Genomic DNA, 25,924 nt, shown 5'->3' with positions numbered 1-25,924 from the left:
GGCCCGGCCCGGAAGTTTCGCCCGGGCCGGGCCGAACGCTCTACTGGGCCGTCCGCATCGGCCGGTCGGCGGTCCGCACGACCCATCCGGACGCGGTGGTGCTGCCGGCGATGGTGCCCCGTTCGGCGATGAACTGGGCCGCGAGGACCTTGGACCCGTTCACGCACATCGGCGTTTGCAGGGTGTGGGTGAAGCTGAGATCCGGCACGCTCCGGCCCCAGGTCAGGGTGCCACCGCGCAGTTCGACCGCGGCGTCCTGAGCCTCCCAGCTGTGCGTGTCGGTGGTGACTGTCGCGGTTTCGCCCGGTATCCGCACGGTCACCGAGTGCATTCGGCCGTTCTCCCCGACGAGGAAGCCGGAGTAGGTGGCGTTCTGCCAGTCCGACAGCGCGCCGCCGCAGGCGGGCGCGGCCTCGGCCCGCACGGCGGGAACCGACGCGAGTGTGGCGGCGAAAAGCAGTGCAGCACCGAATAATTCGAGTCTACGCATAGCGATCCTTCCACTCGTTACCCCTGAGGCGTCGACCGCCCGCCTCCCTGTTTCCGGATGCTAATGCACCCGCGGGCGTCCCATCGGCCCGGAATTCCGCAGGGCTAGGGGTGCTTGCCAAACTCCCCGGGGAATGCAACGATTCGTCGATATCGTATCGTAATCGTCTGTAGCAGAACATATTTCGGCAACCAGCCCGCATTTTGGACCACCGGCGGCTTTCGACGCCCCGGGCACCGGCCACTCCCGAGAGGTGTCGTACCCCGATGGAAGACTCTGGGGCATGCGATGGGCAGTGACCGAGACCGAGGGCGGTGGCGCGCGCCTGTGTCCGCTCGACGGCGACGGCCGCCCCGCCGGGCCGGTGCGCGACGAACCCTCGCTGGCCGAGGCCGTCCGATCGCGCCCCGAGGCCGAGCGCTGGGTCTGGCGATCCACCGCCGAGATCTACCGCCGCCTGCTCGCGGCCGGTGTCCGCGTCGAGCGCTGCTACGACGTGGAGGCCGCCGAGGCGCTGCTGATCGGCCATGAGCACGGCCAGTCCGGCCAGGCCCGCTCGCTGGCGGCCGCCTGGGCCCGGCTGCACGACCTGCCCGTCCCACCGGATGCGCCGCCGCGGGCCGCCGAGACCCAGCCGTCACTGTTCGAATCCGGCCCGGTCCCGCTGCCGCACGGCGCCGAGGAGTTCACCGCCCTGTTGGAGGTCTACGCGGGGCAGCTGGCCCGCACCGCGAAGACCGAACATCCGGACCGGATGCGTCTGCTGCTCACCGCCGAATCGGCCGGGATGCTGGTGGCCACGGAGATGTCCCGCGCCGGAATCCCGTGGCGCGCGGACGTGCATCGGGAGTTGCTGGACGAACTGCTGGGCGAGCGTTTCCCGGGCGGCGGCGAGCCACGCCGGATGGCGGAGCTGGCCGAGGAGGTGTCGCGAGCCTTCGGGACGGGCGTGCGGGTGCGGCCCGATCTGCCCGCCGACATCATCCGGGCCTTCGGCCGAGCCGGAATCCCGCTGAGCTCCACCCGGAAATGGGAGCTGCAGCAGATCGACCACCCCGCGGTCGCGCCGCTGCTGGCCTACAAGACGCTGTACCGCCTCCATACCGCACACGGCTGGTCCTGGCTCGAGCAGTGGGTGCACGACGGCCGATTTCGGCCCGAATACCTCCCCGGCGGCACGGTTTCCGGCCGCTGGACCACCAACGGCGGTGGCGCCCTGCAGATTCCGAAGGTGATCCGGCGGGCGATCCGCGCGGATCCCGGATGGCGGCTGGTGGTGGCCGACGCCGACCAGATGGAGCCGCGGGTGCTGGCCGCGGTCTCGCGCGATCCGGGCCTGATGGAGGTGGCCGGTCGCGGCGAGGACCTGTACGCGGATCTGGCGGCGCGCGCCTTCGACGGCGACCGCGCCCAGGCCAAACTCGCCATGCTCGGCGCCATCTACGGCCAGACCTCCGGCGACGCCCTGACCCACATGGCCGAACTGCGCCGCCGCTACCCGGCCGCGATGGCCTATGTCGACGAGGCGGCCCGCGCGGGCGAGGAGGGCCGGTTGGTGCGCACCTGGCTGGGCCGCACCTGTCCACCGGCCTCGGCCGCCGCGCCGGATCCGGCCGAGCCGCAACCGGATTCGGCTCGGTACACCAGCACCTCCGCCGCCCGCGCCCGCGGCCGCTTCACCCGCAACTTCGTGGTGCAGGGCAGCGCCGCCGACTGGGCCCTGCTGGTGCTGGCCGCGCTGCGCCACGAGCTGACCCGCGCAGGACTGCGCGCGGAACTGGTCTTCTTCCAGCACGACGAGGTCATCGTGCACTGTCCGGCCGAGGAGGCCCCGACGGTCGCCGCGGCGATCGCGACCGCCGCCGAGACCGCGGGCCGGATCGCGTTCGGACCCACCCCGGTCCGGTTCCCGTTCACGACCGCGGTGGTGGAATGCTACTGGGACGCCAAATGAGAATGGCGGCTGTGCGCGAAGATCAATTTCGCGCCGAACGAAAGTTCATGTCCGGCGAGATAGTATCGTGATCTAACCTGTAGATCATCTTCGCGCACTGGAGGATACCGCAAATCGGGCAAATCCTCCTCCCGGCTCCGGGCCTCCTGCGCCGATTCCCGAATCTGTGAAGTCTTTCTTACAACGCTCGTGACCTGCACCGTCGGCCCCTACGGTTGCGCACGTAAATAACCCAGGGCGATTTTCGATCGGTGTGACAACAGAATGAGATTGCGTAGGAATGTGTTCCGCGGACGGTGGGCCTTGGCCACCGCCTGGGTGGTCTGCGCGGCGACGGTGATCGGCTGGTCGACCGCGGTCGGCTCGGTCGGCGCCGCGCCGGGCGACGGGCTCGACGACGCGGTGAAAACCGAGGTGTCGCAGGAACCGGCGCTCGAGGCCCAGGACGCGAAGCAGCAGGCCACAGTGGTCGACCGGCTGCGCAGCGACGGTGACTGGGTGTTCGGCGGCGCGACCGTGCCGCCGGACGAGGAGGATTCGCCGAAGTCCACCCTCTATGTGGCCAAGCGCCAGGGACATCGGAATTGGCAGGTGGCCCTGCAGGGTACCGACGAATTCCGCGGGCTGGCCCAGCAGGCGCCCGAATCGGTGGTGAGCCGGGAGGAGAAGGCCACCCTGGGCGCGCAGCCCGCCCGTCCGGAAAGCACCGGCCTGGCGCTGCCGTGGCGGCAGGGCGACGCGTGGTTCATGGGCGGCGGCCCGCACGGTATCAGCGGCAGCAGCAGGCCGTTCAACTCGATCGACTTCAACGGCGGGGACGGCCGCGTGCTGGCCCCGGCCGGCGGCCGGGTCTACAAGACCTGCGTGCGCAACGGGAGCGCGGAGGTGAAGCTGGTTCACCCCAACGGCTATACGACCTCCTACTACCACATGACCAACCTGATCGATGTCCGGGACGGCACCGAGATCGCGGCCGGGACGTACCTCGGCCGGATCGGTACGCAGTTGCCGTGTGGCGGCAGCGCGAGCGGCGCGCATGTGCACATGTCGCTGTATCAGGGCAGCAAGCCGATTCCGGTGGACGGGGTGACCCTCGGGGGCTGGACCTTCCACGAAAGTGGCCGCCCTTATGGCGGTTTCGCCGAGCGCAACGGCCAGCGGGTCGGTGCGGGAGGTCGGCTGACCAATTTCGGCGGCGGCAATCCCACACCCAAGCCCGAACCCAAACCCGAGCCGAAGCCGGAACCCAAGCCCGAGCCGAAACCCGAGCCGAAACCCGAACCCAAGCCCGAGCCGAAACCCGAACCGAAGCCGAAGCCCACGCCGGTTCGCGGCACGGCCCGGCCCTATCCGGACCGCTGGCGCGGGGTCAACCTGCGCTCCGAGCCGAGCGTGTCGAGCCAGATCGTCGGCCGCCTGCGCGACGGCGACGTCGTGAACATCGTGTGCACCGCACGCGGCGACCGCCTCAACGGCAAATGGGGCCCGACCACCCTCTGGAACAAACTCGACAACGGCAAGTGGGTGAGCGACGGCTTCCTCGAGACCGGAAGCAACGACCCGGTGGCACCGGCCTGCGACGATTGACCGACCGAGGGGTGGTGTCCCGTCGTTACGGGACACCACCTTTCGGCGTGTCCAGCGGGGGCAGCGAGGGCGAGGCGATCAATTCATCGATCGGCGTCGGCCCGGTGTAGCGACGGCAGCCGCAGCGCACCCACTCCCGTAGGCCGTGGGTGCCCTTGCGCGAGATCTCGGTGTGGCACACGCCCTCGGCCCGGTCGTGCATCGCGAGGTCGTGCCCACAGCCGCAAGTCGAGGACAGCTGCTCGAACTGGCCGCGCCGAGCCGGACGGCGGCCGAAACGGCCGAGCGCCCAACCGACGCCGAGCAGGCCCGCCCCGACCGCGAGGCTGATGGGATCGAACATCAGTCCATTATATGTATACGTATATCGCCAGCAAGCGGATCGTGACCCGAAACGCCTCACGGCAATATGGTGCGCGCGAGCCGGAACCCGACATCGTCGAGCCGCAGCGTCGGATGGCTGCGGCGGCGCACCCCCGCGCGACAGCTCCAGTGCTCGTCGAACCAGCCGCCGCCGCGTAGCACCCGATAGTCGCCGTACACCTCGGGGTCGTAGCGGTCCCAGCACCACTCCCAGACATTGCCGATCATGTCGTAGAGCCCCCACGCATTGGGCTGCCTCGTGGCGACCGGATGCGGCCGCTCGCCGGAATTGCCCCGGTACCAGGCGATCTCGTCGAGTGGGCCGTAGCGTGGGCCGCTGGTGCCCGCCCGGCAGGCGTATTCCCATTCGGCCTCGGTGGGCAGCCGAAAGCCGTCGGCCGACGCCAGCGCCTCGACCTGGTCACCCTCGATGCGATAGACCGGCGTCAGATCGGTCGCCTCGGACAGGGCATTGCAGAATTCGATCGCCTCCGTCCACGACACACTGTCCATCGGCAACCGGTCGCCATCCTCGGCGAGCCGCGCATACTGCGCCCGCGTCACCGGAACGACCGCCAGCCGGTAGGCTCCGACCTCCACCGACCACCGCTGCCGCGTCCGCCGATCCGACAACTCCACCACCCCGGGCGAGATGTCGGCCATCTCGATGTTCACCAGAACGATTGTGGCGCACCACCGAGGCGATGCACGGGGCCGTCAATCCGCCCGGGTGTAGCGATGTTTCACACCCGGCGGAAAATGCTCGGGGTCGGCGTGTGGACGCAGCCGCACCAGCGGGCGCTGCCGCCGCGCGGGGACATGGTGGGCGAATTCGCTGTTGAGCCGGAGCAATTCGCCGCGGATCGACTCCGTGATCGATACCGACAGCGGCGTCTCGTTGCCGAGCACCCCGGCATCCGCGGTCCCGTACAGCGAGGCGATATCGCGCACCGGATCGGCCATCCCGGCCCGCTCGGCGACCAGGGTCCGCCACTGTTCGCTGAACACCTCCCCCGCGGTCACCATCTTGATCCGATACCGCGCCCAGTCCACCCCGGCGGCGCGGCCGCGATCGATCACATCCTTCAGAAACGGCGGATATCCCAGCAGCACAACCTGATCGAACAGCGGCCCCAGCCGGGTCAGCACCCGCATGATCTCCCCGGTGTCGTTTCCGGGCGCGACCGCGGTGACCGGATAGCGCTCGGCCAGCTGCCGCACACAGCCGAGCGTGTAGAGCCCACCCACCCAGGTGCCCAGCGCGAAGCACACCACCGCGAGCGTGGTGCGCGAGCCCGCGTCGAAGCCGTCACGGAAGATCTGCTCGAACCGCGCCCCGACCACCCGCTCGTCGGCCAGGCTGCGCGGCCACGGCGTCGGCTCCCCGGTCGACCCCGACGACAGCGCGATCAGATCGCCGAGCCGCCCGTCCCGGCACAGCTCGGGCAGCGGATGGCGGCGCAGATAGCCGGTCTTGTCGACCAGCGGCAACCGCACGAAATCGGCAGGGGTGGTGACGGTTTCGGCGGCGATCCCGTGTTCGGCCAGGAACGCGCGATACGCGGGCACCCGCGCCACCACCTCCGCGAACAGCCGCACCGCCGCGTCCTCCGGTGTCCTGATCTCCCGCGTCACCACGCGAAACATCATCGCGCACCGGCCGATCCCATATCTGCGATTCACCGGGTGAGGGCGGCATCGGCGGCGATGGTCACCAGTGCCGCGACGGTCACCGCCGCGACCGCCACATGGGTGCGCCGGTAGTGGGTCGCCAGCACCGCGACGAATTCGCGCAGGAATGCCGCGGGCAGGAAGTATCCGGCGGTGCGCGCGCCCAGGACCTGTGCGTCGACGCCGAGGCGGCGGGTGAGCGCGGCCGTGCGCAGCACGTGGAAGTTGCTGGTGACGACCGTGATTCGGATTCGATCGGCGAGTAGCCCGCGGGACTCCAGCTCGCGCAGGGCATTACGGAGATTTTCCGCGGTGGTGCGCGAGCGGCGTTCCCGGACGATGACACCACGCGGAATGCCGTGCGCGGCCAGATAGCGGCCCATGGCATCGGCCTCCGCGGTTTCCTCGTCCGGGCCGCGGCCACCACAGGTGACGACCAGCGGTTCGGCGCCGGTGGCCACAGCCGCGCGATACGCCCGGATGCCGCGGTCGAGCCGCGCCGCCAGCAGCGGCGTGACCCGTACGCGATTCAGGCCGCAGCCGAGGATCACCACCGCATCGCAGTCCGGCCGGTCCGGCAGATTGCTGTAGAGCAGGGCCTGACCGCCGAACGCGGCCAGATGCGCCACCAGATACAGCCCGAGCGCGCCCACGGCGAGGGCGGGCGGCGCGATCCACGCGGGCACCCGCCGATCGCCGCTCACCGCGACGGCCACGGCGACCAGTAGCAGCAGCCCGAACCCGACCACGAGCGGCATGAGCGTGATCGGCGCGGCCCCCTCCCGCCGAATCACGGTGATGCCGTTGACGATCAGCGCGATACCGACGACCACCGGAACCAGGCCGACGGCCAGCCCCATCCCGACGCGCGAGAGCGGGACCGGCGCGAGTTCCGCGGCCGCGCCGCCCAATCCGATCACCAGCGCCGCCACCGCCGCCAATAGCACGAACCCCGTGGACAACCGGCGTGGCTCGAGCGCCATGCGGATCGCGCCCACGATCGCCAGGACCGTACCGGTGTACAGCAACGCCATGGTGCCCATCGCCCTCGCCTCCTTGCGCGGTAGCCGACGCAGCGGCGATTCCCCGCTGGGGGGTTACCAAACAACGGACATTTTTCCTGTGTGTCCGGCATGTTTTTTGACTGGAATCCAGGTGTATTTCAAGGAACCGCAACAGTTTCTGTTGTACGCTGGCCCATCGAAGCGATCGTTTTCTCGACTCTATTTCTCGGGGGGATTTCGTGACTGGCAATGGGGCCGCGGCGAATACGGGTTTCGGTGCATATCTGGGCCTGTTCAAATCTCCGGGCGCCCTGGTGCTTTCCGCGTCCGGATTGCTCGGCAGATTTCCCGCATCGATGCGTTCGGTCAGCTGTGTGCTGCTCGTCGTGGCGGTCGGCGGACCGCTGCGCACCGCCGGGACGATCGCCGGAGCGATAGTGATCGCACAGGGTCTGGCCTGGCCGGTCATCGGCCGCGTGGCCGATCGACTGGGCCAGCGCCGGGTGCTGCTCGTCGGATGCGCGCTCAATGCGGTGGCCACCGGTCTGCTCGCCATCGTGATCGCGGCGCATGCCCCGCTGTGGATTTCCATCGCCGCGGCATTGGCGGCGGGGGCCACGGTGGTTCCACTCGGTTCCTTCGTGCGCGCCCGCTGGGCGACCTTCGCCGAACCACATCGATTGCGCACGGCCTATGCCGTGGAATCCATTCTCGACGAGGTCGTTTTCATCACCGGCCCACTGGTGGTGGTCGCGATCGTCACCGGCGTGCACCCGACGGCGGGCCTCGGGGCCTGCCTGCTGCTGACGACCGTCGGCAGCGTCGTGCTCGCCCGGCATCGCCGATCCGAACCCGCCGCCGCCCCGACGGATCCGGCCGGACGCGGGCGCGCGATCGGCGTGTCCGGCATGCGGGTGCTCATCGTGGCCTATCTCGGAATGGGCATTTTTCTCGGCGCGGTCGATATGACGATCATCGCCTTCGCCCGGGAGCATCACGTCACCGAGCTGACCGGCGTGCTGATGGCCCTGACGGCGCTGAGCAGCCTGCTGTCCGGGCTCTGGTTCGGCGCGGTGGACTGGCGGGTGCGCAAGGATCGGCTGTTCCTGGTGGCGATCTCGCTGCTCGGTCTCGGCGCGGTGCCGCTGGCCCTGGCCGGCTCGACGCTCGTCATGGCGGTGTGCGCCTTCGTATCCGGGCTGGTGGTCTCCCCGACCTGGATCACCGGCAGCGCGCTGGTGCAGTCGCTGGTTCCGGCCGGATCGCTGTCGGAGGGCTTCGCCTGGCTGTCCAGCGTCGCCTCCCTCGGCTCGGCCCTGGGTATCGCACTCGGCGGTCAGCTGGCCGACCGGGGCGGATTCCACTGGGCCGGATGGCTGGCCGTCGGCGGCGGAGTGCTGGCCTGGTGCGCCACCGCCGCGGGACGCCGGGCGCTGCACGGCGATCCGGACGGGCCCGGAACACCATCGGCCACAACGGAATCGGAATTCAGCCAACAGGCGTGAGAGTAAGACACAGGGAGGACGCCGTGACGCGTGCGAACAATGGGACCGCGGTGCCGGCCGCACATCCGGTGGCACGGATAGCATTCGACGATTTCCGGGCGCTGGGCCGAGATGCGGTCATCCGGGCCGATGTTCCGCTGATCATCGAGCGACTGCCGCGGCCTGGCGGTTTCGGCCGGCAGGTGCTGATCGAGCGGCTCGGCGACGCACCCGTGACGCTGTTCTCCGAGCCGAGCAGCCGGGAGAACACCGAGCGCTGGCAGACGTCGCGAATCCCGCTGCGCGAGTTCTTCGAGCGCTATGCCGCGGGGGCGGATGCCCGCTCCTGGCATCGCATCGTCTCCAACATCATGAACCGGCCGGACGATGTGCGAGCCATCATCGGTTTCGAACCCGACGAACTGTTCGGCCCGCGCGGTCTGCGCAATGCGGCCAATCTGTGGATCAGCCACCGCAGCGTATTCACCCAGAGCCATTTCGACGAGTTGGAGAACTTCAACATCCAACTGGAGGGCCGTAAGCGATTCATCCTGTTGCCGCCCGGATTCCGCGACTATTATCCGCGCTCACTGCTGCGCGGATTCGGCGACAAATCGCAGGCGTTCGACTTCACCGATGTCGACCCGCATCGCTTTCCCCGGCTCGCGGCCAAGCTGGCGCAGCGCCGCGACATCGTGCTGGAACCGGGCGAAATGTTGTATCTGCCGCTGGGCTGGTGGCATCAGGCCGAGTCGCTGGACGAGCTGAACATCAATATGAACTTCTGGATGTGGGATCCCAAGATCCTGCGTCGACCCTACGTGCTGGGCAGTGCGCTCTACACCGCCGCCTATCGAAAGCTGAGGGGCGTCTACAACTATCAGCCCGAGCCGGCCGGGAGCACCCGATGACCCGCAAGCAGACCATCCCCACCCATGCCTGGCGCAACAACGACAAGCTGGTCGGGATCGGAAATACATTCTGGGACATGTCCGAACGCAACGGGCTGGCCGGAATCGTCGCCGACCTCGATGTCGACGCCGGTACGCTGCGCACCCGCGCGGGGCACGAATTCATCGCCGCCGGTCATGAATTCGTCAATTTCAGCTGCTGCTCCTACCTGGACCTCGACACCCATCCGCAGGTGATCGAGGGCGGTATCGAGGCACTGCGCCGCTACGGGGTGCTGGATCACTGCATCGCCCGCAGTCGCGTGCAGATACCCGCGATGCTGGAGCTCGAGCAGTCCCTCGGCGAACTGCTCGGCGCGACGGTGGTTTGCGCGATCGCCGCCAGCACCGCGACCTTCGGGCTGCTGCCGCTGATCGCCTCGGGCCATCTCGGCAACGGCACCCGGCCGCTGATGATCTTCGATCGGTACGCGCACATCTCGATGGCCAACGTCAAACCGGTCTGCGCCGACGAGACCGAGGTCGTCACCGCGCCCCACCACGATCTGAACTTCATCGAGGACGCCTGCAAGACCTACGCCCGGGTCGCCTATGTCTGCGACGGCAGCGACAGCCTGGGCGGCTACGCCCCGGTCCGCGAACTGGCCGAGTTACAGGACAGATACGGCCTGCTGGTCTACTACGACGACTCCCATTCCATGTCGGCCTACGGCGAGCGTGGCGTCGGGTACGTCCGCTCGCACAGCCCGATCCTGGACGAGCGCACCATCGTGGTGATGACGCTGAACAAGGCGTTCGGCACCAGCGGCGCGGCCATCGTGCTCGACGGCTACGACAAGCAGACGCTGCGCATCATCGAGCGTTTCGGTGGGGCGCTGAACTATTCACAGCTGCTGAACACCGCCGCGGTCGGCGCGGGCCTGGCCTCGGCGGAGATTCATCGCACCGCCGAGCTCACCGAACTGCAGAACCGGCTGTATCGCAATATCGCGCTGTTCGATTCGCTCGTCCACACCGACCAGGCGGGCAGCACCTACCCCATCAGGCTGGTGCCGATGAGCGACGAGACGGTCATCGAGGCGGGCCGCACGGTGATCGAGGCCGGGTTCTATGTCTCGCCGGTGTTCTTTCCGATCGTGCCGCGTGGCACGGCCGGGCTGCGGGTCATGATGCGCGCCGGGCAGACCGAGGAGCAGATCCGGGGGCTGGCCACCGTCCTCGCCGAGGTCGGCGCGCCCACCGCGGCCGCCGTTGAGCCGGAGCCGGTCCGATGAGCGCCACCGCGCGGGCGATCCCCCGCAGCATCTTCTACACCCCGGCGCTGTCGCTGGACCGGGTGGTCAAGGCCTGGTCCTACGACGCCGACGTGCATCTCATCGATCTGGAGGATTCCGTTCCGCCCGAACAGAAATCGGCCGCGCGCACGATCTGCCGCGAGGCCCTGGACAAGGCGCCGAATCCGGCGAACATCGCCGTGCGGATCAACGAGCTCGGCACCGTCGAGGCGGTACGGGATCTGCTCCTGCTCACCGAGGGCTCGACGCTGCCCGGCTTCATCGTCATGACGATGGTGCGGTCCCCGGCCGAGATCACCGTGGTGCGCGACGTATTCGCCTCCGCCGATAGGCATCCCGAGATCTACGTGACGGTCGAGACCGTCGAGGCGGTCGGCGATATGGCCGCGATCGCCGCGGTCGCCGACGGATTGATCTTCGGCTCGGCCGATTTCGCCGCGACCCTGGGGATCGAGGTCAGCTGGGCGGGCATGCTCGGCGCCCGCCACGCGATGGCCATGGCCTGCGCCCGCTACGGCATCGGCTGCATCGATACCAGCAATTTCCATCTCGACCAGCCCGCCTCGCTGCAGGAGGAGATCGACGGGACGCGGGCGCTCGGCTTCCACGGCAAGGTGGCCATCCACCCCGATCAGCTCGATGCGATCAATCGGTGCTATCGCCCGGACCCGGATGCGCTGCGGTTCGCCCGCCGGGTCACCGCGGCCGTACCCGTCGGCGGCGTCGCGGTGCTCGACGGGAATATGGTCGGCCCGCCGTTCGCCCGCAAGGCCCGCGCCGATGTCGCACTCGCCGACGCCTGGGCCGCGCGGTTCGGCGCTTCGTCCGGTACTGGCAAGGAGGCCGGTCATGATCAGCCCTGAACCCCTGCGGGTCGCCGTCCTCGGCACCGGCATGATCGGCATGGACCTGGTCCACAAGATTCACCGATCGGCGCTGCTGGACTGCGAATTGGTGGCCGGGCGCAATCCGCGGTCGGCGGGTCTGGCCCGCGCCGCCGAGCTCGGCTGTCCGGTCAGTTCCGAGGGCATCGAGGCGGTACTCGCGGCGGCACGGCCCTTCGATGTGGTCTTCGACGCCACCAACGCGCACTCCCATATCGAGCACTGGCGGCGGCTGGAGCCGTTGGACACGCTGCTGATCGACCTGACGCCCAGCAAGATCGGGCAGATGGTGGTGCCGACGGTCACCGGCACCCGCGTGCCCGCCCACCGCAATATCAGCCTGATCAGCTGCGGCGGCCAGGCCTCGGTGCCGATCGTGCACGCGCTGGCCCGGCGGTTCCCGACCCGCTATCTCGAGGTGGTCACCACGGTCGCCAGTGATATCGCGGGCCGTGCCACCCGGCTGAACCTGGACGAATTCGTCATGACCACCCAGCAGGCATTGAGCGTCTTCAGCGGCGTCGCCGACACCAAGGCCATCATCAACATCAGCCCGGCGGTGCCGCCCGCGACCTTCCGGGTGGCGATCTCGGCGGAGGTGCCCGACGCCGATGCCGCGGCGGTGCATGCCGTGGTGGCCGAGGCGGCCGAGCAGGTGCGGACCTTCGCGCCGGGCTATGCGGTCACCGCGTGCACGGTGGTGGATGAGCGGGTGTCGATCTCGGTCGAGGTGAGCGCGACCAGCGAGGTGATGCCCCGCCACGCGGGAAATCTGGACATCATCAATGCCGCGGCCATCCTGGTCGCCGAACAGTATGCGGCCGCGCGCGATTCGGCCGCCATGAGCGGGGTGGCGCTATGACTCGCGAGATCGTGATCCACGACCCGACCCTGCGCGACGGCCACCATGCCGTGCGCCATCGGCTCGGCGCGGATCAGCTGCGCCGGTATGCGCAGGCGTGCGATCGGGCGGGGGTGCCGGTCGTGGAGGTGGGCCACGGCAATGGGCTCGGCGCGTCCTCGCTGCAGGTCGGCCGGGCCGCCCTGACCGACGAGGCGATGCTGTCGACCGTGCGGGAGGCCCTGTCGCACAGCCGGATGGGAGTGTTCATGCTCCCCGGCTGGGGCACCACCGCCGATCTGCGCCGGGCCATCGAGCTCGGGGCCGATGTCGTGCGCATCGGAACCCACTGCACCGAGGTGACCCTGGCCGAACGACATCTCGGCTACCTGCGCGAGACCGACGCCGAGGCGCACGGCGTACTGCTGATGAGCCATATGGCCGCGCCGCAGCAGCTGGCCGACCAGTGCGCACTGCTGGTCGACTACGGGGCCCAGGCGGTCGGCATCCTGGATTCAGCGGGACACTTCCTGCCTCCGGATGTCACCGAGCGCATCGGCGCGATCGTGGCGGCGGTCGAGGTGCCGGTGATCTTCCACGGGCACAACAATCTCGGGATGGCCGTGGCCAATTCGCTGGCCGCCGCCCAGGCCGGTGCCGGGATCATCGACGGCTGCGCGCGCGGCTTCGGGGCCGGTGCGGGCAATACCCAGCTCGAGGTGCTGGTGCCGGTGCTGGAGCGGATGGGTTTCGCGACGGGCATCGACCTGTACGGCCTGCTCGACGCCGCCGACATCGCCGAGCAGACCCTGATGCCCGCGCCGCCGATCACCAACTCCCTCAGCATCGTCAGCGGGTTGGCCGGGGTGTTCTCCGGATTCAAGAATCCGGTGCTCGATCTGGCCGGTCGGGCCGGGGTGGACCCGCGCGATGTGTTCTTCGAACTCGGCAGGCGACAGGCGATCGCCGGGCAGGAGGATCTCATCGTCGACGTGGTCGCGGAACTGCTGGCGCGCGGCGAGGTTCCGGCATGACGCCGATGATCGAGGCAGCGCGAATGCGTGGCGAGCCGACGCTGCGCGCGGTGATCGACACGCTCGCCGACGCCTTCGTCGACCTGTCGGCCGGGCGCGCGCAGTCGCCGCCGCGCACCCTCGTGCAGCATTCCGGCGGCCTGTCCGAGTTGCTGATCAGCCCCGCGGCGTGGGGTCCGCGCAGGCTCGCGGCGGTGAAGATCACCACGCTCACCCCGGACAATCCGGGCCGTGGGCTGCCGTTGATCCACGGCATCGTGGTGCTGACCGAACTGGCCACCGGGCGGATCGTCGCGCTGCTGGACGGGGCCGAGCTGACCGCCCTGCGCACCGGGGCGGCGGCGGCCATCGCGACCAGGCTGTGTGCCCGGCCCGAGGCCGCCGAGCTGGCGATCATCGGCGCGGGGGTGCAGGCGCGGGCGCTGGTGCGCGCGATATCGGTTGTGCGGCCGATAGATTCGGTTCGGTTGTGGTCTCGCACCCGTGCGCGAGCCGAGGACTTCGCCGAATGGATTCCCGCCAACGTCGGTCGCCCCGCTCGAATCACCGTGTGCGACAGTGCCTTCGAGGCCGTACGGGATGCCGAGGTGATCTGCACGGCCACCGCCACCGGCGATCGTGCGCCTCTGCTCGCGGCCGATTGGATCGCACCGGGTGCGCATCTCAACGTGATCGGCGGCATTCACGAACACGCCCTCGAGATCGACCCCGCCCTGCTGAAATCCGCACTCGTCACCGTCGAGGAGCGCCGCGCCGCCCAGGAGGAGGCCGGGGAGATCCGGGCCGCCCTCGCCCAGGGGCTCATCGAATCACGAGACCTCCACGAGCTGGGCACACTGCTGCGGGACCCGCCCGCCACAGCCCCCGGCCGGACCACCGTCTACCGCAGCGTGGGCCTGGCCATCGAGGACACCGCCGCCGCCGCGGCCATCTACCAGGAGCACCACCCATGACCTTGCGACATATCGGCGACAACCAGTACGTCGAAGAACATGGCGGCGACTACGAGGACTTCGAACCCGGCATGACCATCAAACACTGGCCGGGCCGGACGATCTCCGAAACCGACAACACCTGGCTCACCCTCCTGCTGATGAACCAGCACCCCCTGCATTTCGATGAAACCTACGGCGCCGCATCGGAATACGGCCGCGTCCTCGTCAACAGCTCCATCACCCTGGCCCTGATCGGCGGCATGACCGTGCAGGCCCTCTCCGCCCGCGCCGTGGCCAACCTCGGCTGGGACCGGGTTCGCCTCGCCGAACCGGTCTTCGTCGGCGACACCCTCTACGCCACCAGCCGAATCCTCGGCAAGCGTCGCTCCAGATCCCGCCCCGCCCAGGGCATCGTCACGGTGGAAACCACGGGCAGCAAAGCCACCGGCGAAACGGTGATCACCTTCGAACGCTCGTTCCTGGTCCGATGCCGCGGCGCCGCGGCGGAATCCGCATGACGCGCTAGGCGTTCACCGCCTCCCGCACACTGTCGACCACCTCCGCCGAGGCGAACACCCCCGCACCGGGAATCGCGTCCAGCAGGCGCTGGGTGTACGGGTCGCTCGGGGCCTTCAGAACCTTTTCGACCGGGCCCTGTTCGACCACCCTGCCCTCGCGCATGACCACCACGTCGTGGGCGATGGCCTGGACCACGGCCAGGTCGTGGGAGATGAACAGGTAGCTGACGCCGAGGCGGTCCTGCAGGTCCGACAGGAGGGTGAGGATCTGCTTCTGGACCAGGACGTCGAGGGCGGAGACGGCCTCGTCGCAGACCACCAGGCGGGGTTCGATGGCGAGGGCGCGGGCGATGGCCACGCGCTGGCGTTGGCCGCCGGACAGTTCGTTGGGGTAGCGGTGGGCCATGGTGGCGGGAAGGGCGACCTGCTCCAAGAGTTCGGACACCCGGGCCCGCCGGGACGCGCGATCACCGATACCGAAGGCGCGCAGGGGTTCCGCGATCAGGCGTTCCACGGTCCACATCGGATCGAGGGACGAGTACGGATCCTGGAATACCGGCTGCATGGCCCGCCGCGCCGCGCGCAGCTGGGCCCCGCGCATGCCGACGATCTCCGCCCCGTCGAGACGAACCGTCCCCGAGGTGGCAGGCACCAGCCCCAGCACCATCCGGGCCGTCGTGGTCTTACCCGAACCGGATTCGCCGACGATCGCGGTGGTGCGACCACGTGCGATCGTGAACGACACGTCGTCCACGGCACGAAGCACCCCGCCGCGCCCACGAATGCGATATTCCTTGCTGAGGTGTGAAACCTCCAGCACCGGAACCTCTTCGGTCACCCGCTCCTCGCCCATCGTTGCGGCACCGTTACTTTCGGCAACGCTCACCACCGCAGCACCATTCGCCCCGGCCTCGGGCACCTCCCCAGCCACCTTCTCCACCGCCCCATCCGCTTCGGCGGCAACCTGACCCTCGGGCACCTCGCCAGCACCACGCTCCTCGGCAACGACCTCGCCGTCGGACCCGTCGGCACCACCGTCCGCCTCGTCGGCAACTTCACCCACGGCTTCGCCGACGGCACTGTCCGACCCAGCGGCGGCCTTGTCCGCGCCACCGTCGACCGCGGTATCCGACTCCGTCACAACCTGTCCCGCAGCGTCCGCCGCAGCGGTCTCATCATCGGCAGACTCGACAGCACCACCACCCGATTCAGCGGCAGCCTCGTCATCGGCACCGTCGACCGCCGTGTCCTCGGCGACACCCTTGCCCGCAGCATCGTCGCCGACATCACCCGCGGTCGCGGCCCCATCATCGGACGCCTCGGCGGCGCCTTCCGCTCCGTCGGCAGCACCCCCCTCGGCGTCGTCGTCAGCCGTAGCCGACTCGGCGACAGCCTCGCCCGCGGCAGCGCTCTCGGCAGCGGCGGGCTCGACAGCGCCCTCCGACTCAGCGGCCGCGCCCGCGGCCTCGCCTTCCGCCCCCGGTGCGGCCTCGCCCGCAGCAACCTTGTCGTCCGACACCTCGCCAACACTCTCGGTTTCAGCGACCGCTTCGCCGCCAGCACCATCGACAGCGGCATGCGACTCAGCGGTCTCGCCCGCCGCATCGCCCTCCGACTCCGCCGCGGCCTCGCCTTCGGCAGCGGCCTCGTCATCCGACGCCTCGACAGCACCCCCCGATTCAGCGGCAGCCTCCTCCTCGGCACCATCGACAGCCGCATTCGACTCAGCGGACTCGCCCTCGGCATCGCCGTCCGACTCCCCTGCGTCCTCGCCCTCAGCGCCGTCCGCAGCAGCGGCCTTGTCGGACGCCTCAACGGCACCCTCCGATTCGGCGGTGGCCTCCTCCTCGGCATCGCCTACGGCACCGTCCTCGTCATCGGCGGGCTTGGCAGCACCGTTCGCTTCCGCGCCAGCCTTGCCCTCCTCGGCACCCGCGTCCTCGGCCACACCGTTCGTCTCCGCGCCGCCCTTGCCCTCGGCGGCCTTCACCCCCTCCTCGTCGGCAGCGAGAGCGGCCGCGGAAAGGTCTGTGGCCCCGTTCTTTTCAGCGCCGTTCACCCCGGCCGCATCCACCATGGCCTCGGCGACCAACGGCACCACCCGGGCCGGAGCCGCCGCGACCAAGCGCCTGGTGTACTCCTCTTTCGGGTCGGTGAGTACCTCACGGGCGGGGCCGGTCTCGACGATCCTGCCCTCGGACATCACCACCACCCGGTCCGCTCGCTCGGCGGCGAGACCGAGGTCGTGGGTGACCAGGAGCAGGGCCGTGCCCAGTTCGCGGGTGAGCTTGTCCAGGTGGTCGAGGATTTGGCGCTGGACGGTGACGTCGAGGGCGGAGGTCGGCTCGTCGGCGATCAGCAGGGCGGGGCGGCAGGACAGGCCGATCGCGATGAGGACGCGCTGGCGCATGCCGCCGGAGAATTCGTGGGGGTACTGGCGGGCGCGGCGCGCGGGCTCGGGCAGACCGGCCTCGCCGAGCAGTTCGATCGCGCGCTGCACGGCCTCCTTTCGGGTGCACATGCCGTGCGCCAAAAGGGTTTCCGAGACCTGGCGGCCCACCCGCGCGACCGGGTTCAGGTTGGACATCGGGTCCTGGGGCACCAGGCCGATCTCCTTGCCGCGCAGCGCGCGCAACCGCTTCTCGTCGGCGTGCGTGATGTCCTCGCCGCGCCACGCGATGCTGCCCCCGCTCACCCGACCGGCGCCCGGCAGCAGGCCGATGATGGCGTGGGCGAGTGTGGATTTCCCGGAACCGGACGCACCCACCACCGCAACCCGCTCGCCGGGCGCGATGACCAGGTCCGCACCCTCGACCGCGACGGACTCGCCGTAGGACACCCGCAGATCGCTGATCGCCAACAGTGGTTCGGTCATTGCCAGCTCCTTCACCGGCTCGTCTTCGGATCGAGCGCGTCGCGCAGCGCATCGCCGAAGAGGTTGAATCCCAGGCAGATGATCAGCAGCGCCACGCCGGGGAAGATGCCGGGCCACGGGGTGCGCAGCAGATACTGCTGCGCGTCGGCGAGCATGATCCCCAGGCTCGGCGCGGGAGGCTTGATGCCGAGACCGAGGAACGACAGGATCGCCTCGCCCAGCACGGCCACCGGCATGATCACGGTGGCCTGCACGATGATCGGGGCCAGCGCGTTGGGCAGGATGTGCTCGCCGAGGATGCGCCAGGACGGCACGTTCATCGTCCGCGCCGCGAGCACGAAGTCGGTCTCCTTGAGCCGCAACGTCTCCGCGCGCACCACCCGCATCATGATCGGCACCTGCGAGATACCCAGCGCGACCGCGGCCTCCCCCAGCCCGGCGCCCCGGATCGCGACCAGCCCGACCGCGATGATCACGAACGGAAAGGCCAGCAGCACATCGGCCACCCGCGACAGCAGCGCGTCCAGCACCCGCCAGTACCCGGCCAGCAGACCCAGCGGTACCCCGACGAATACCGCGCACAACACCGCCAGCACGCCCACCTGCAGCGAGGCCCGAGTGCCGTACAACACCCGCGAGGCGATGTCACGGCCCAGATCATCGGTCCCCAAGGGGAATCCGACCGTACCCGGCTTCTGGAACGGCGTCGCGAAATGCACCTCGGCGGGCGCATAGGGCGCCAGCCACGGGGCGAAGACACCCACCACGATCACGATCAGCAGCAGCCCCACGCCGATCAGTCCCAGCGGATTGCGGCGCAGCTGCCGTAGCACCCGCCCGCGCACCTGGGCGGGCGGCGGGGTCGCGACGGTCGTACCGGCCTCGGTGACCACCGCCTCGACGGGCGTGTCGGTGACTGTCATTGCGCCCTCCCGGACACTCGCACCCGCGGGTCGATCACCGTGTACAGCAGGTCGACCAGCAGGTTGATCACGATGTAAGAGGTGGTGATCACCAGAATGACCGCCTGGATCACCGGGTAGTCACGGGTGAACACCGAATCCAGGGTCAGCTTCCCGATTCCCGGCAGGCTGAAGATGCGCTCGGTGACCACCGCGCCCGCGATGAGCAGACCGAGCTGCAACCCGATGACCGTCGTCACCACGATCAGGCTGTTGCGCAAGGCATATCGCACGATCACCGCCCCGGGCCCGAGCCCCTTGGCCCGTGCCGTGCGCACGAAATCGGCGGTCAGCGTCTCTACCATCGACGAGCGCGTCTGCCGCTGCACCACCGCCGCGTGCGTCACGCCGAGAATCACCGCGGGCAGGGTGAGGAAGTAGATCCCGCGCAGCGGATGTTCGAACGGGGATACGTATCCGGACGCGGGAAACAGCCCGAGCCCGACCGAGATGTACAGCACCGCGAGGATTCCCAGCCAGAACGTCGGCACCGACATCCCGACCAGCGACAGCCCGTTGGCCGCCCACTCCGGCCAGCGCCCGCGGAACACCGCCGCGGCCACCCCGCCGATCACCCCGACCAGCACCGCGATCAGCATGGCGTACACCGCCAGCTGCAGCGTCACCGGCAGCGTCGCGCCGATCAGATCGCGCACCGGAATCCCGGTGCGGATCGAGCGGCCGAAATCGCCGGTGACGGCGTGCTTGACGAACTCGAAGTACTGCACCGGCAGCGACTTGTCCAAACCGAGTTCGGCCCGCACGGCCGCGATGGCGGGGGGATCGGCCTGCTCACCGGCCATCGCGGTGGCGGGATCGCCCGGTAGGGCGCGCACTCCGGCGAAGACGACGAGCGAGACGAGAACGAAGGTGACAGCGGACTGCCACAAGCGGTGAAACACATACTGCAGCATGGGATATCAGCTATTCCGATCCGTGACGAACGCGGCCTTGCCGAGCCGGACCGCGCCGTCGGCGTACACCTCGATCCCCGTCACCGAGGTCGAGTGCACGGTCAGATTGCGCAGCCGGTAGGTGTAGATGTAGGGGTTGTCGCGCTGGATGAGCCGCACCGCCTGCTCGTAGAGCGCCCCGCGCCGCTGGCCGCTGGTGCTGTGCGCGGCCCAGCCGAGCAGATCGTCCATCGCGGGCGAGCTGTATCCGCTGTAGTTGCCGCTCGAGCCGGTGGTGAGGAAGCGGGAAATGTTGCCGTCCGGATCGAGCCGACCCGACCAGCCCAGATACAGCGCCTCGTAGGTGCCCTTCTTCTGCGCGGCGAGCATATCCGGATACGCGGTGGGCACGATCCGCAGATCGAATCCGCCCTTGGCGACGCTGGCCTGCAGTTGCTCCGCGTACTGCCGCTGATCCTCGACGTCCATCACCTGCAGCGTGATCGGATAGGGCAGCTGCACACCCGCGGCGGTGAGCAGTTGTTTCGAGCGCTCCGGGTCGAACAGCGGACAGGCCGTGGCCGCCTGGGTCGCATAGGAGGTGCGCGGCGCGATCGGCGTGCAGGCGGGCTCGTACCAACCCTTGAACGCCTTGTTCACCAGGGCCTGTCGATCGATGCTCAGCGACAGCGCCAGCCGCAGCCGGGGATCCCTGGCGAGCGGGGTGTCGATCGGCTTGATCGGTTTACCGGCCCCGTCCACATTGCCGAGGTTGATATAGATCCCCTGGAAGCCGAACGAGCCCGACACCAGCAGGTGCAGCTTCGGATCGGCCCGCAGCGCGTCGACGTCCAGCGGCGACATGGTGTCGGCGACCTGGATGTCACCGGAGCGCAGGGCCGCCGCGCGCGTCTTCGAATCGGGCATGATCCGGTAGGTGATCGTGTCGAAGTGCACGTTCTGCGCGTCGTAGTACAGCGGATCGCGCTCGACCTCGATCGAGGCCTGCGGCACCCGTTTCACGAATTTGAACGGTCCCACGCACACCGGATGTTCACCGAAGTCCTTGCCCGACTCCTTCAGCGCCACCGGGGACATGATCATCCCGGCCCGGTCGGCCAGCGCGGCGGTGATCGGCGCGAACGGCGTGCTGTACCGGATGATCACCTGCGACGGCCCGTCGGTCTCGATATCGGTGATCGGCCCCATTTCGCCGGTGCGCTGCGATCCCTCCAGGGTGAGGTGCCGCTCCAGGCTCTTCTGCACCGCGGACGAGTCGAACGCGGTGCCGTCGGCGAACTTGATTCCGGTGCGGACCGGAATGGTGACCGTCAGCCCGTCGCCGGAGATCTTCGGCAGCGCCGTCGCCAGCTGCGGGACCAGATTGCCGGAGGAGTCGTTGTCGTAGAGCTTCTCGCAGATCGTGCTCATGACATAGCGCATGTACAGGGAGCTGGAGGTGCTGGGATCGAGTTTGTCCGGATCGTTGGACAGCCCCATCACCAGATTGCCGCCCTCCCGGACCGGCTGGGCGCCGACCGGCGTGCCGTAATCGTCCATATGCGTGACGATCTCGGGCGCGGGCTGCGCCTGGGAGCAGGACGCGAGCGCCAGCGCCGCCGCGCCCAGGGCGAGCATTCGCAGTAACCGCATGCGCCTCAGTCCTTCTCGGTGAGGAACGCGGCCTTGCCGAGCCGCACGACACCATCCGGATAGGCCTCGATGCCGGTCACCCGGGTGGAGTGCACCGTCAGCACGCGAATGCGATAGGTGTACAGATAGGGGTTGTCCTTGGCGATGAGCTGCGCGGCCTGTCCGTACAGCTCCGCGCGCTGGGCGGTATCGCTGCTGCGCGCGGCCCGGCCGAGCAGATCGTCGAGGGCCGGTGAGCTGTATCCGGAGTAGTTACCACTGGACCCGGTGGTCAGGAAGCGGGAGATGTTGGCATCCGGATCCAACCGCCCCGACCAGCCGAAATACATCGCCTCGTAGGTGCCGCGCTTCTGCACGTCCAGCAGAGTGGAGTACTCGGTGGGCTGCACATCCAGCTCGAACCCGCCCTCGGCGACGCTGGCCTGCAGTGCCTGCGCGTAGCGCAGCTGGTCCGGCTGGTTCTGCACCTGTAGCTTCACCCGATACGGCACCTGCACCCCGGCCTCGGCGAGCAGTTCGCGCGCACGCTTCGGATCGTATGCGGGACAGGCGGTTCCGGCGGGCGTGGCGAAACCGCTCTGCGGCACGATGCCCGTGCACGCCGGTTCGTACCAGTTGTTGAAGACGGTGTCCACCAGGGCCTGTCGATCGATGCTCAGCGACAGCGCCTGCCGAATGCGGGCGTCCTTGGCGATCGGGGTGTCGATCTGCTTGGCGGGTTTGCCCACCCCGTCGACATTGCCGATGTTGATGTAAATGCCCTGGAACCCGAGCGAACTCGATTGCAGCAGACGCAATCCTGGATCCTTGGCCAATGCGTCGACATCCTGTGGGGACATGTAGTCACCGACGTGGATGTCACCCGAACGCAGATTCGCCGCGCGAATATTGGCATCGGGCATGATCCGATAGGTGATCGTGTCGAGATGCACCTTCTTCGCGTCGTAATACAGCGGATCGCGCTCGACCAAGATCGAAGTTTGCGGCACCCGCTTCACGAATTTGAAGGGGCCGACGCACACCGGATGATCGCCGAAATCCTTGTCCGTCTTCTTCAGTTCGGCGGGCGACATGATCATTCCGGCCCGGTCGGCCAGTGCGGCGGTGATCGGCGCGAACGGCTTCTTGTATTTGAGCACCACGCGATCCGGACCGCCCACCTCGATCGCGGCGATCGGTCCCATCTCGCTGGTTCGCTGCGAGGTTTTCATGGTGAGGTGGCGCTGCAGGCTGGTCTGCACCGCCGCGGCGTCGAAGGGCGTACCGTCGGCGAATTGAATTCCGGTGCGCACCGGAATGGTGACCGTCAGACCGTCCGGCGAGACCGTCGGCAGCGCGGTGGCCAGCTGCGGTACCAGCTTGCCCGACGCGTCGTTGTCATAGAGCTTCTCGCAGATCGAGTTCATGACATAGCGCGTGTAGAGCGAGGCGGAGGTGGTGGGATCGAGGCGATCGGGCTCGGCCGACAGCCCCATCACGAGATCGCCACCTTCGCGCACCGATTGCGTTCCGACCGGGGCTCCGAAATCGTCGGTGTGCGTTGCGTTTCGGTCCGGATACTGCACCGGCGCGCAGGACGCGATCGCGACGGCGACAACGCCGAGTCCCAGCACTCGGGAGAGGCGAACGAGCATGGGCTACAACCTACTTCACGAAGTCTGATTTTTCTCGCTGGAAATAGCTTTTCATCAATCGTTTTCCCTCGCCTGCCACCCGAGGAGCCGAACGCACCGAAAAACGGTGCGACGTATGGCGATCCGGCAATTCCGAACCGCTGTGTACCCGCGTTGGCCCTACGACTATCGTCCGGCGGCGTACCCCTGCATTCCACGAGGATTCGCACCGGCCGAGAGCACCCCGGTTTCCGGATCGCGGGCCACCGCGCACAGCCTGCCCTCCGACCACGGCCCGCCCACCGTCACGCGGTGGCCGCGCCGCTCGAGTTCGGTGATCACGTCTTCTCCGATTCGCGATTCCAACACCACCACACCGGGATTCATCACCCGGGGATAGAAGGAGCCGGGGAAGCTCTCCTGATGCCAGTTCGGCGCATCGATGGCGCCCTGCAGGTCCAGCCCGCCGCGCACCCGCTCCCGCAGCGCCACCGCGAGGAAGAAGTGCGTGCTCCACTGATCCTGCTGATCGCCGCCCGGCGTGCCGAACGCCATGACGGCCGTCCCGTCGCGCAGCGCCAGCGAGGGACTCAGGGTGGTACGCGGCCGGCGGCCCGGCGCAAGGGAATTCGGCAGATCCGGGTCCAACCACGTCATCTGCAACCGGGTCCCGAGCGGGAAGCCGAGCTCCGGCACCACCGGATTGGATTGCAGCCAGCCACCGCTGGGCGTCGCCGCGATCATATTGCCCCAGCGATCCACGACGTCGAGATGGCAGGTATCGCCGCGGGTGGCCCCCGTGGCGGCCACGGTCGGCTCGCCCGCGCCGATCGGAATCGCCGCTCCGCCCGCCGATTTGGTCAGCGTGTACGCGCTGAACCGCGGCGGGCGGCCGTCCGGAGCGCCCGCCCGCAGCTCCTCCGACGCCTTCGCGCCGATGAGCTCGCGCCGCCGCGCGTTGTACTCCGGCGACAGCAGCGTCGCGAGCGACACCGGGGTGGCCTCGCCGTACCACGCCTCGCGATCGGCCATGGCCAGCTTCGAACCCTCGACGAGGCGGTGGTAGTACTCGGGCGTGCCGTACTCCGGCACCTCGGACAGCAGGGCCAGCTGCTGCAGCAGCACCGGCCCCTGACTCCACAGTCCGGGCTTGGCGACGGTCCACCCGTTCCAGGTGTAGGTCGCCGGATCCTCGTACGTGGCAGCGAATTTCGCCAGATCGTCGCCGGTCAGCGTGCCCGCGTGCCGTTCGCCGGAGGTGTCCATGGTCGGGCGCGCGGCCGCGGCCGCCAGCGCCTCGGCGATGAATCCGGAGCTCCAGACCCGCCGCGCGGCCTCGATCTGCCCCTCGCGGTCCGCACCCGCCGCCTCGGCCTCGCCGATCACCCGCCGCCAGGTCTGCGCCAGCGTCGGGTTGCGGAGCAGTTCCCCCGGGGCGGGCGGCTTTCCGTCGCGCAGATACACCGCCGCCGAATCGCGCCATTCGGTCTCGAACAGCCGCGCGACCTCGGCGATGGTGGCACCGATCCGCTCCACCGCGGGTACACCGTGCTCGGCGTAGCCGATGGCATACGACAGCACCTGCGCCAGCCGCTTGGTCCCGTGATCGCGCAGCAGCACCATCCAGGCGTCGAACGCGCCGGGCACTGCCGCGGCCAGCGGACCGGTGCCGGGCACCAACTCCAGGCCCAGCCCGCGATAGTGCTCGATCGTCGCCCCGGCCGGGGCCGGACCCTGACCGCACAGCACCCGCGGGGCCTGTCCGGCGGGGGCGAGGATGATCGGCACCTCGCCGCCGGGCCCGTTGAGGTGCGGTTCCGCGACGTGCAGGACGAAGGCCGCGGCCACGGCGGCGTCGAAGGCATTGCCGCCGTCCTCGAGCACCGCCATCGCGGTGGCCGAGGCGAGCCAATGGGTCGACGACACCATGCCGAAGGTGCCCTGCAGGGTCGGTCGCGTGGTGAACACCGGGTGAGTATTGCCTCTCGTAGTGTTTTCGTCCAGAACTACGTCACGACGCCAACCGGTGGAACAGCACCTGCTCGAGCAGCGCCACGAGCACGTCGCGCACCGAATCTCGTTTGCGCGCATCGCATTCCACCAGCGGAATCCAATCCTCGAGTTCCAGCGCCTCGCGCACCTCGGCCAGTTCGAACTGCCGCTCGTTCTCGAACCGGTTCACCACCACCACGAACGGGGTGTTCTTCTTCTCGAAGTAGTCCAGCACCGGGAAGCAGTCGTCGATCCGGCTGGTGTCCACCAGGATCACCGCGCCGAGCGCACCGTCGACCAGGTCGTCCCACAGGAAGACGAACCGGTCCTGGCCGGGCGTGCCGAACAGATAGAGGATCAGCGACTGGTCCAGCGTGATCCGGCCGAAGTCCAGCGCGACCGTGGTCTCGGTCTTGTCCTCGCGCCGCCCGGGATCGTCGACATGCACCGAGACCTCGGTCATGGCGGCCTCGGTGGCCAGCGGCTCGATCTCGGAGATCGCGCCGATGAAGGTCGTCTTACCGACGCCGAAACCACCGCTGATGACGATCTTCACCGAGGACGGGGCGGTCGGACCGATGGGCTTGTCAGAGCGCCCGGACAAGATCGCGGATCCTCTCGATGGCGGAAATGGACAGTTCTTGCGATTCGCGCACCGACACGTATCCGGCCGCGGCCAGATCACTGACGATCACCTTGGCCACGCCGACCGGAACCTTCAGCGCGGCGCCGATTTCCGCGATCGACTTGGGCTGCTGGCACAGCTGCACCACCGTGCGCTGCTCGAGTTGCAGCGGCGCCGGCAGCGCGGACGGCGGTGCCTGCACCAGCGTTTCGATGCGCAAACCGTCGATGACGGGCGTGGTGCGCCCGCCGGTGACGACGAAGGGGCGGACAAAGTCGTCGTCCTCGGCCTGGTCGGGTTGCCCCGGGCGGTTGCCGAACCAGCCGAACATGTCATCTGT

General features: G+C 68.9%; 23 protein-coding genes and 1 pseudogene. 10 read left to right on the top strand and 14 right to left on the bottom strand.

All coding sequences use genetic code 11. The annotated features are described in order from the left end of the window. Positions 1-40 precede the first annotated feature (40 nt). Positions 41-490, bottom strand: coding sequence for a hypothetical protein (locus NDR87_RS32595; RefSeq protein ID WP_251917706.1), 450 nt, complete (start codon positions 488-490; stop codon positions 41-43). A 283-nt stretch (positions 491-773) separates the two neighbouring features. Between NDR87_RS32595 and NDR87_RS32590 the strand changes: the two genes are divergently transcribed. Then, entirely contained in the window at positions 774-2,444 is a 1,671-nt protein-coding gene (locus NDR87_RS32590; protein ID WP_251917705.1) for a bifunctional 3'-5' exonuclease/DNA polymerase, read from the top strand. 264 nt (positions 2,445-2,708) lie between these two features. Further along, complete coding sequence (locus tag NDR87_RS32585; protein WP_251917704.1) at positions 2,709-4,031, top strand: peptidoglycan DD-metalloendopeptidase family protein; 1,323 nt, start codon at positions 2,709-2,711, stop codon at positions 4,029-4,031. A 25-nt stretch (positions 4,032-4,056) separates the two neighbouring features. Here the strand turns inward: NDR87_RS32585 and NDR87_RS32580 are convergent, their stop codons facing one another. The 4 genes from NDR87_RS32580 to NDR87_RS32565 are packed head-to-tail and all read right to left on the bottom strand — an operon-like array spanning position 4,057 to position 7,108. Further along, positions 4,057-4,374 (bottom strand): hypothetical protein, encoded by a 318-nt coding sequence (locus tag NDR87_RS32580; protein WP_251917703.1) that lies wholly within the window; start codon positions 4,372-4,374, stop codon positions 4,057-4,059. A 56-nt stretch (positions 4,375-4,430) separates the two neighbouring features. After that, a complete protein-coding gene (locus NDR87_RS32575; protein ID WP_251917781.1) occupies positions 4,431-5,057 on the bottom strand; it encodes a formylglycine-generating enzyme family protein in 627 nt (208 codons plus the stop codon). Between the two features lie 54 nt (positions 5,058-5,111). Beyond that, complete coding sequence (locus tag NDR87_RS32570; RefSeq protein WP_251917702.1) at positions 5,112-6,032, bottom strand: phenylacetate--CoA ligase family protein; 921 nt, start codon at positions 6,030-6,032, stop codon at positions 5,112-5,114. A 41-nt stretch (positions 6,033-6,073) separates the two neighbouring features. After that, on the bottom strand, positions 6,074-7,108 hold the full coding sequence (locus NDR87_RS32565; RefSeq protein ID WP_251917701.1) for a YdcF family protein: 1,035 nt from the start codon (positions 7,106-7,108) through the stop codon (positions 6,074-6,076). Between the two features lie 200 nt (positions 7,109-7,308). Between NDR87_RS32565 and NDR87_RS32560 the strand changes: the two genes are divergently transcribed. From NDR87_RS32560 to NDR87_RS32525, 8 genes are read left to right on the top strand one after another with little or no spacing between them, the layout of a single operon-like run. After that, positions 7,309-8,574 (top strand): MFS transporter, encoded by a 1,266-nt coding sequence (locus NDR87_RS32560; RefSeq protein ID WP_251917700.1) that lies wholly within the window; start codon positions 7,309-7,311, stop codon positions 8,572-8,574. Positions 8,575-8,597: 23 nt separating this feature from the next. Further along, positions 8,598-9,464, top strand: a complete 867-nt coding sequence (locus NDR87_RS32555) for a cupin-like domain-containing protein (protein ID WP_251917699.1) — start codon at positions 8,598-8,600, stop codon at positions 9,462-9,464. Further along, complete coding sequence (locus NDR87_RS32550; RefSeq protein ID WP_251917698.1) at positions 9,461-10,738, top strand: aminotransferase class I/II-fold pyridoxal phosphate-dependent enzyme; 1,278 nt, start codon at positions 9,461-9,463, stop codon at positions 10,736-10,738. Before NDR87_RS32555 ends, NDR87_RS32550 begins: the two co-directional genes overlap by 4 nt. After that, entirely contained in the window at positions 10,735-11,622 is an 888-nt protein-coding gene (locus NDR87_RS32545) for a CoA ester lyase (protein ID WP_251917697.1), read from the top strand. The genes NDR87_RS32550 and NDR87_RS32545 overlap by 4 nt, the downstream gene beginning before the upstream one ends. After that, on the top strand, positions 11,609-12,505 hold the full coding sequence (locus tag NDR87_RS32540) for an acetaldehyde dehydrogenase (acetylating) (RefSeq protein ID WP_251917696.1): 897 nt from the start codon (positions 11,609-11,611) through the stop codon (positions 12,503-12,505). Before NDR87_RS32545 ends, NDR87_RS32540 begins: the two co-directional genes overlap by 14 nt. Further along, entirely contained in the window at positions 12,502-13,518 is a 1,017-nt protein-coding gene (gene dmpG, locus NDR87_RS32535) for a 4-hydroxy-2-oxovalerate aldolase (protein WP_251917695.1), read from the top strand. The genes NDR87_RS32540 and dmpG overlap by 4 nt, the downstream gene beginning before the upstream one ends. After that, on the top strand, positions 13,515-14,471 hold the full coding sequence (locus tag NDR87_RS32530) for an ornithine cyclodeaminase family protein (RefSeq protein ID WP_251917694.1): 957 nt from the start codon (positions 13,515-13,517) through the stop codon (positions 14,469-14,471). The genes dmpG and NDR87_RS32530 overlap by 4 nt, the downstream gene beginning before the upstream one ends. Then, positions 14,468-14,971 (top strand): MaoC family dehydratase, encoded by a 504-nt coding sequence (locus tag NDR87_RS32525; protein WP_251917693.1) that lies wholly within the window; start codon positions 14,468-14,470, stop codon positions 14,969-14,971. The genes NDR87_RS32530 and NDR87_RS32525 overlap by 4 nt, the downstream gene beginning before the upstream one ends. 4 nt (positions 14,972-14,975) lie before the next feature. Here the strand turns inward: NDR87_RS32525 and NDR87_RS32520 are convergent, their stop codons facing one another. The 9 genes and pseudogenes from NDR87_RS32520 to NDR87_RS32485 all read right to left on the bottom strand — a co-directional run bounded on the left by NDR87_RS32520 (position 14,976) and on the right by NDR87_RS32485 (position 25,915). After that, positions 14,976-17,048: an ATP-binding cassette domain-containing protein gene (locus NDR87_RS32520; protein WP_372494366.1), complete on the bottom strand. Its 2,073-nt coding sequence runs from the start codon at positions 17,046-17,048 to the stop codon at positions 14,976-14,978. A 27-nt stretch (positions 17,049-17,075) separates the two neighbouring features. Continuing rightward, a pseudogene (locus NDR87_RS37955) lies at positions 17,076-17,846 on the bottom strand (ABC transporter ATP-binding protein); the annotation flags it as partial. Positions 17,847-17,857: 11 nt separating this feature from the next. Next, positions 17,858-18,769, bottom strand: a complete 912-nt coding sequence (locus NDR87_RS32515; protein ID WP_251917691.1) for an ABC transporter permease — start codon at positions 18,767-18,769, stop codon at positions 17,858-17,860. Beyond that, on the bottom strand, positions 18,766-19,710 hold the full coding sequence (locus NDR87_RS32510) for an ABC transporter permease (RefSeq protein WP_251941283.1): 945 nt from the start codon (positions 19,708-19,710) through the stop codon (positions 18,766-18,768). The genes NDR87_RS32515 and NDR87_RS32510 overlap by 4 nt, the downstream gene beginning before the upstream one ends. A gap of 18 nt (positions 19,711-19,728) precedes the next feature. Next, a complete protein-coding gene (locus tag NDR87_RS32505) occupies positions 19,729-21,354 on the bottom strand; it encodes an ABC transporter substrate-binding protein (protein ID WP_251917689.1) in 1,626 nt (541 codons plus the stop codon). A gap of 5 nt (positions 21,355-21,359) precedes the next feature. Continuing rightward, positions 21,360-22,988, bottom strand: coding sequence for an ABC transporter substrate-binding protein (locus tag NDR87_RS32500; protein WP_251917688.1), 1,629 nt, complete (start codon positions 22,986-22,988; stop codon positions 21,360-21,362). Between the two features lie 165 nt (positions 22,989-23,153). Then, positions 23,154-24,935 carry a gamma-glutamyltransferase gene (locus NDR87_RS32495; protein ID WP_251917687.1) on the bottom strand — a complete coding sequence of 594 codons (1,782 nt, stop codon included), beginning with the start codon at positions 24,933-24,935 and terminating at the stop codon, positions 23,154-23,156. A 43-nt stretch (positions 24,936-24,978) separates the two neighbouring features. Continuing rightward, on the bottom strand, positions 24,979-25,566 hold the full coding sequence (locus NDR87_RS32490; protein WP_251917779.1) for an ATP/GTP-binding protein: 588 nt from the start codon (positions 25,564-25,566) through the stop codon (positions 24,979-24,981). Then, positions 25,547-25,915 (bottom strand): DUF742 domain-containing protein, encoded by a 369-nt coding sequence (locus NDR87_RS32485; RefSeq protein ID WP_251917686.1) that lies wholly within the window; start codon positions 25,913-25,915, stop codon positions 25,547-25,549. The genes NDR87_RS32490 and NDR87_RS32485 overlap by 20 nt, the downstream gene beginning before the upstream one ends. Positions 25,916-25,924 lie beyond the last annotated feature (9 nt).

Origin of the sequence: Nocardia sp. CDC159, assembly GCF_023740735.1 — a bacterium.
GTDB classification, from domain to species: domain Bacteria; phylum Actinomycetota; class Actinomycetes; order Mycobacteriales; family Mycobacteriaceae; genus Nocardia; species Nocardia pulmonis.
The sequence above is the reverse complement of the archived record's forward strand: the minus strand, read 5'-3'. Positions and strand labels throughout refer to the sequence as shown.

Bases quoted from the DNA above. Each gene is read 5' to 3' on its own strand.
- NDR87_RS32595 (WP_251917706.1), bottom strand. From the start codon at position 490: ATGCGTAGACTCGAATTATTCGGTGCTGCACTGCTTTTCGCCGCCACA.
- NDR87_RS32590 (WP_251917705.1), top strand. From the start codon at position 774: ATGCGATGGGCAGTGACCGAGACCGAGGGCGGTGGCGCGCGCCTGTGT.
- NDR87_RS32585 (WP_251917704.1), top strand. From the start codon at position 2,709: ATGAGATTGCGTAGGAATGTGTTCCGCGGACGGTGGGCCTTGGCCACC.
- NDR87_RS32580 (WP_251917703.1), bottom strand. From the start codon at position 4,374: ATGTTCGATCCCATCAGCCTCGCGGTCGGGGCGGGCCTGCTCGGCGTC.
- NDR87_RS32575 (WP_251917781.1), bottom strand. From the start codon at position 5,057: ATGGCCGACATCTCGCCCGGGGTGGTGGAGTTGTCGGATCGGCGGACG.
- NDR87_RS32565 (WP_251917701.1), bottom strand. From the start codon at position 7,108: ATGGGCACCATGGCGTTGCTGTACACCGGTACGGTCCTGGCGATCGTG.
- NDR87_RS32550 (WP_251917698.1), top strand. From the start codon at position 9,461: ATGACCCGCAAGCAGACCATCCCCACCCATGCCTGGCGCAACAACGAC.
- NDR87_RS32545 (WP_251917697.1), top strand. From the start codon at position 10,735: ATGAGCGCCACCGCGCGGGCGATCCCCCGCAGCATCTTCTACACCCCG.
- NDR87_RS32540 (WP_251917696.1), top strand. From the start codon at position 11,609: ATGATCAGCCCTGAACCCCTGCGGGTCGCCGTCCTCGGCACCGGCATG.
- dmpG (WP_251917695.1), top strand. From the start codon at position 12,502: ATGACTCGCGAGATCGTGATCCACGACCCGACCCTGCGCGACGGCCAC.
- NDR87_RS32530 (WP_251917694.1), top strand. From the start codon at position 13,515: ATGACGCCGATGATCGAGGCAGCGCGAATGCGTGGCGAGCCGACGCTG.
- NDR87_RS32525 (WP_251917693.1), top strand. From the start codon at position 14,468: ATGACCTTGCGACATATCGGCGACAACCAGTACGTCGAAGAACATGGC.
- NDR87_RS32520 (WP_372494366.1), bottom strand. From the start codon at position 17,048: ATGGTGGATGCGGCCGGGGTGAACGGCGCTGAAAAGAACGGGGCCACA.
- NDR87_RS32515 (WP_251917691.1), bottom strand. From the start codon at position 18,769: ATGACAGTCACCGACACGCCCGTCGAGGCGGTGGTCACCGAGGCCGGT.
- NDR87_RS32505 (WP_251917689.1), bottom strand. From the start codon at position 21,354: ATGCGGTTACTGCGAATGCTCGCCCTGGGCGCGGCGGCGCTGGCGCTC.
- NDR87_RS32500 (WP_251917688.1), bottom strand. From the start codon at position 22,988: ATGCTCGTTCGCCTCTCCCGAGTGCTGGGACTCGGCGTTGTCGCCGTC.
- NDR87_RS32485 (WP_251917686.1), bottom strand. From the start codon at position 25,915: ATGTTCGGCTGGTTCGGCAACCGCCCGGGGCAACCCGACCAGGCCGAG.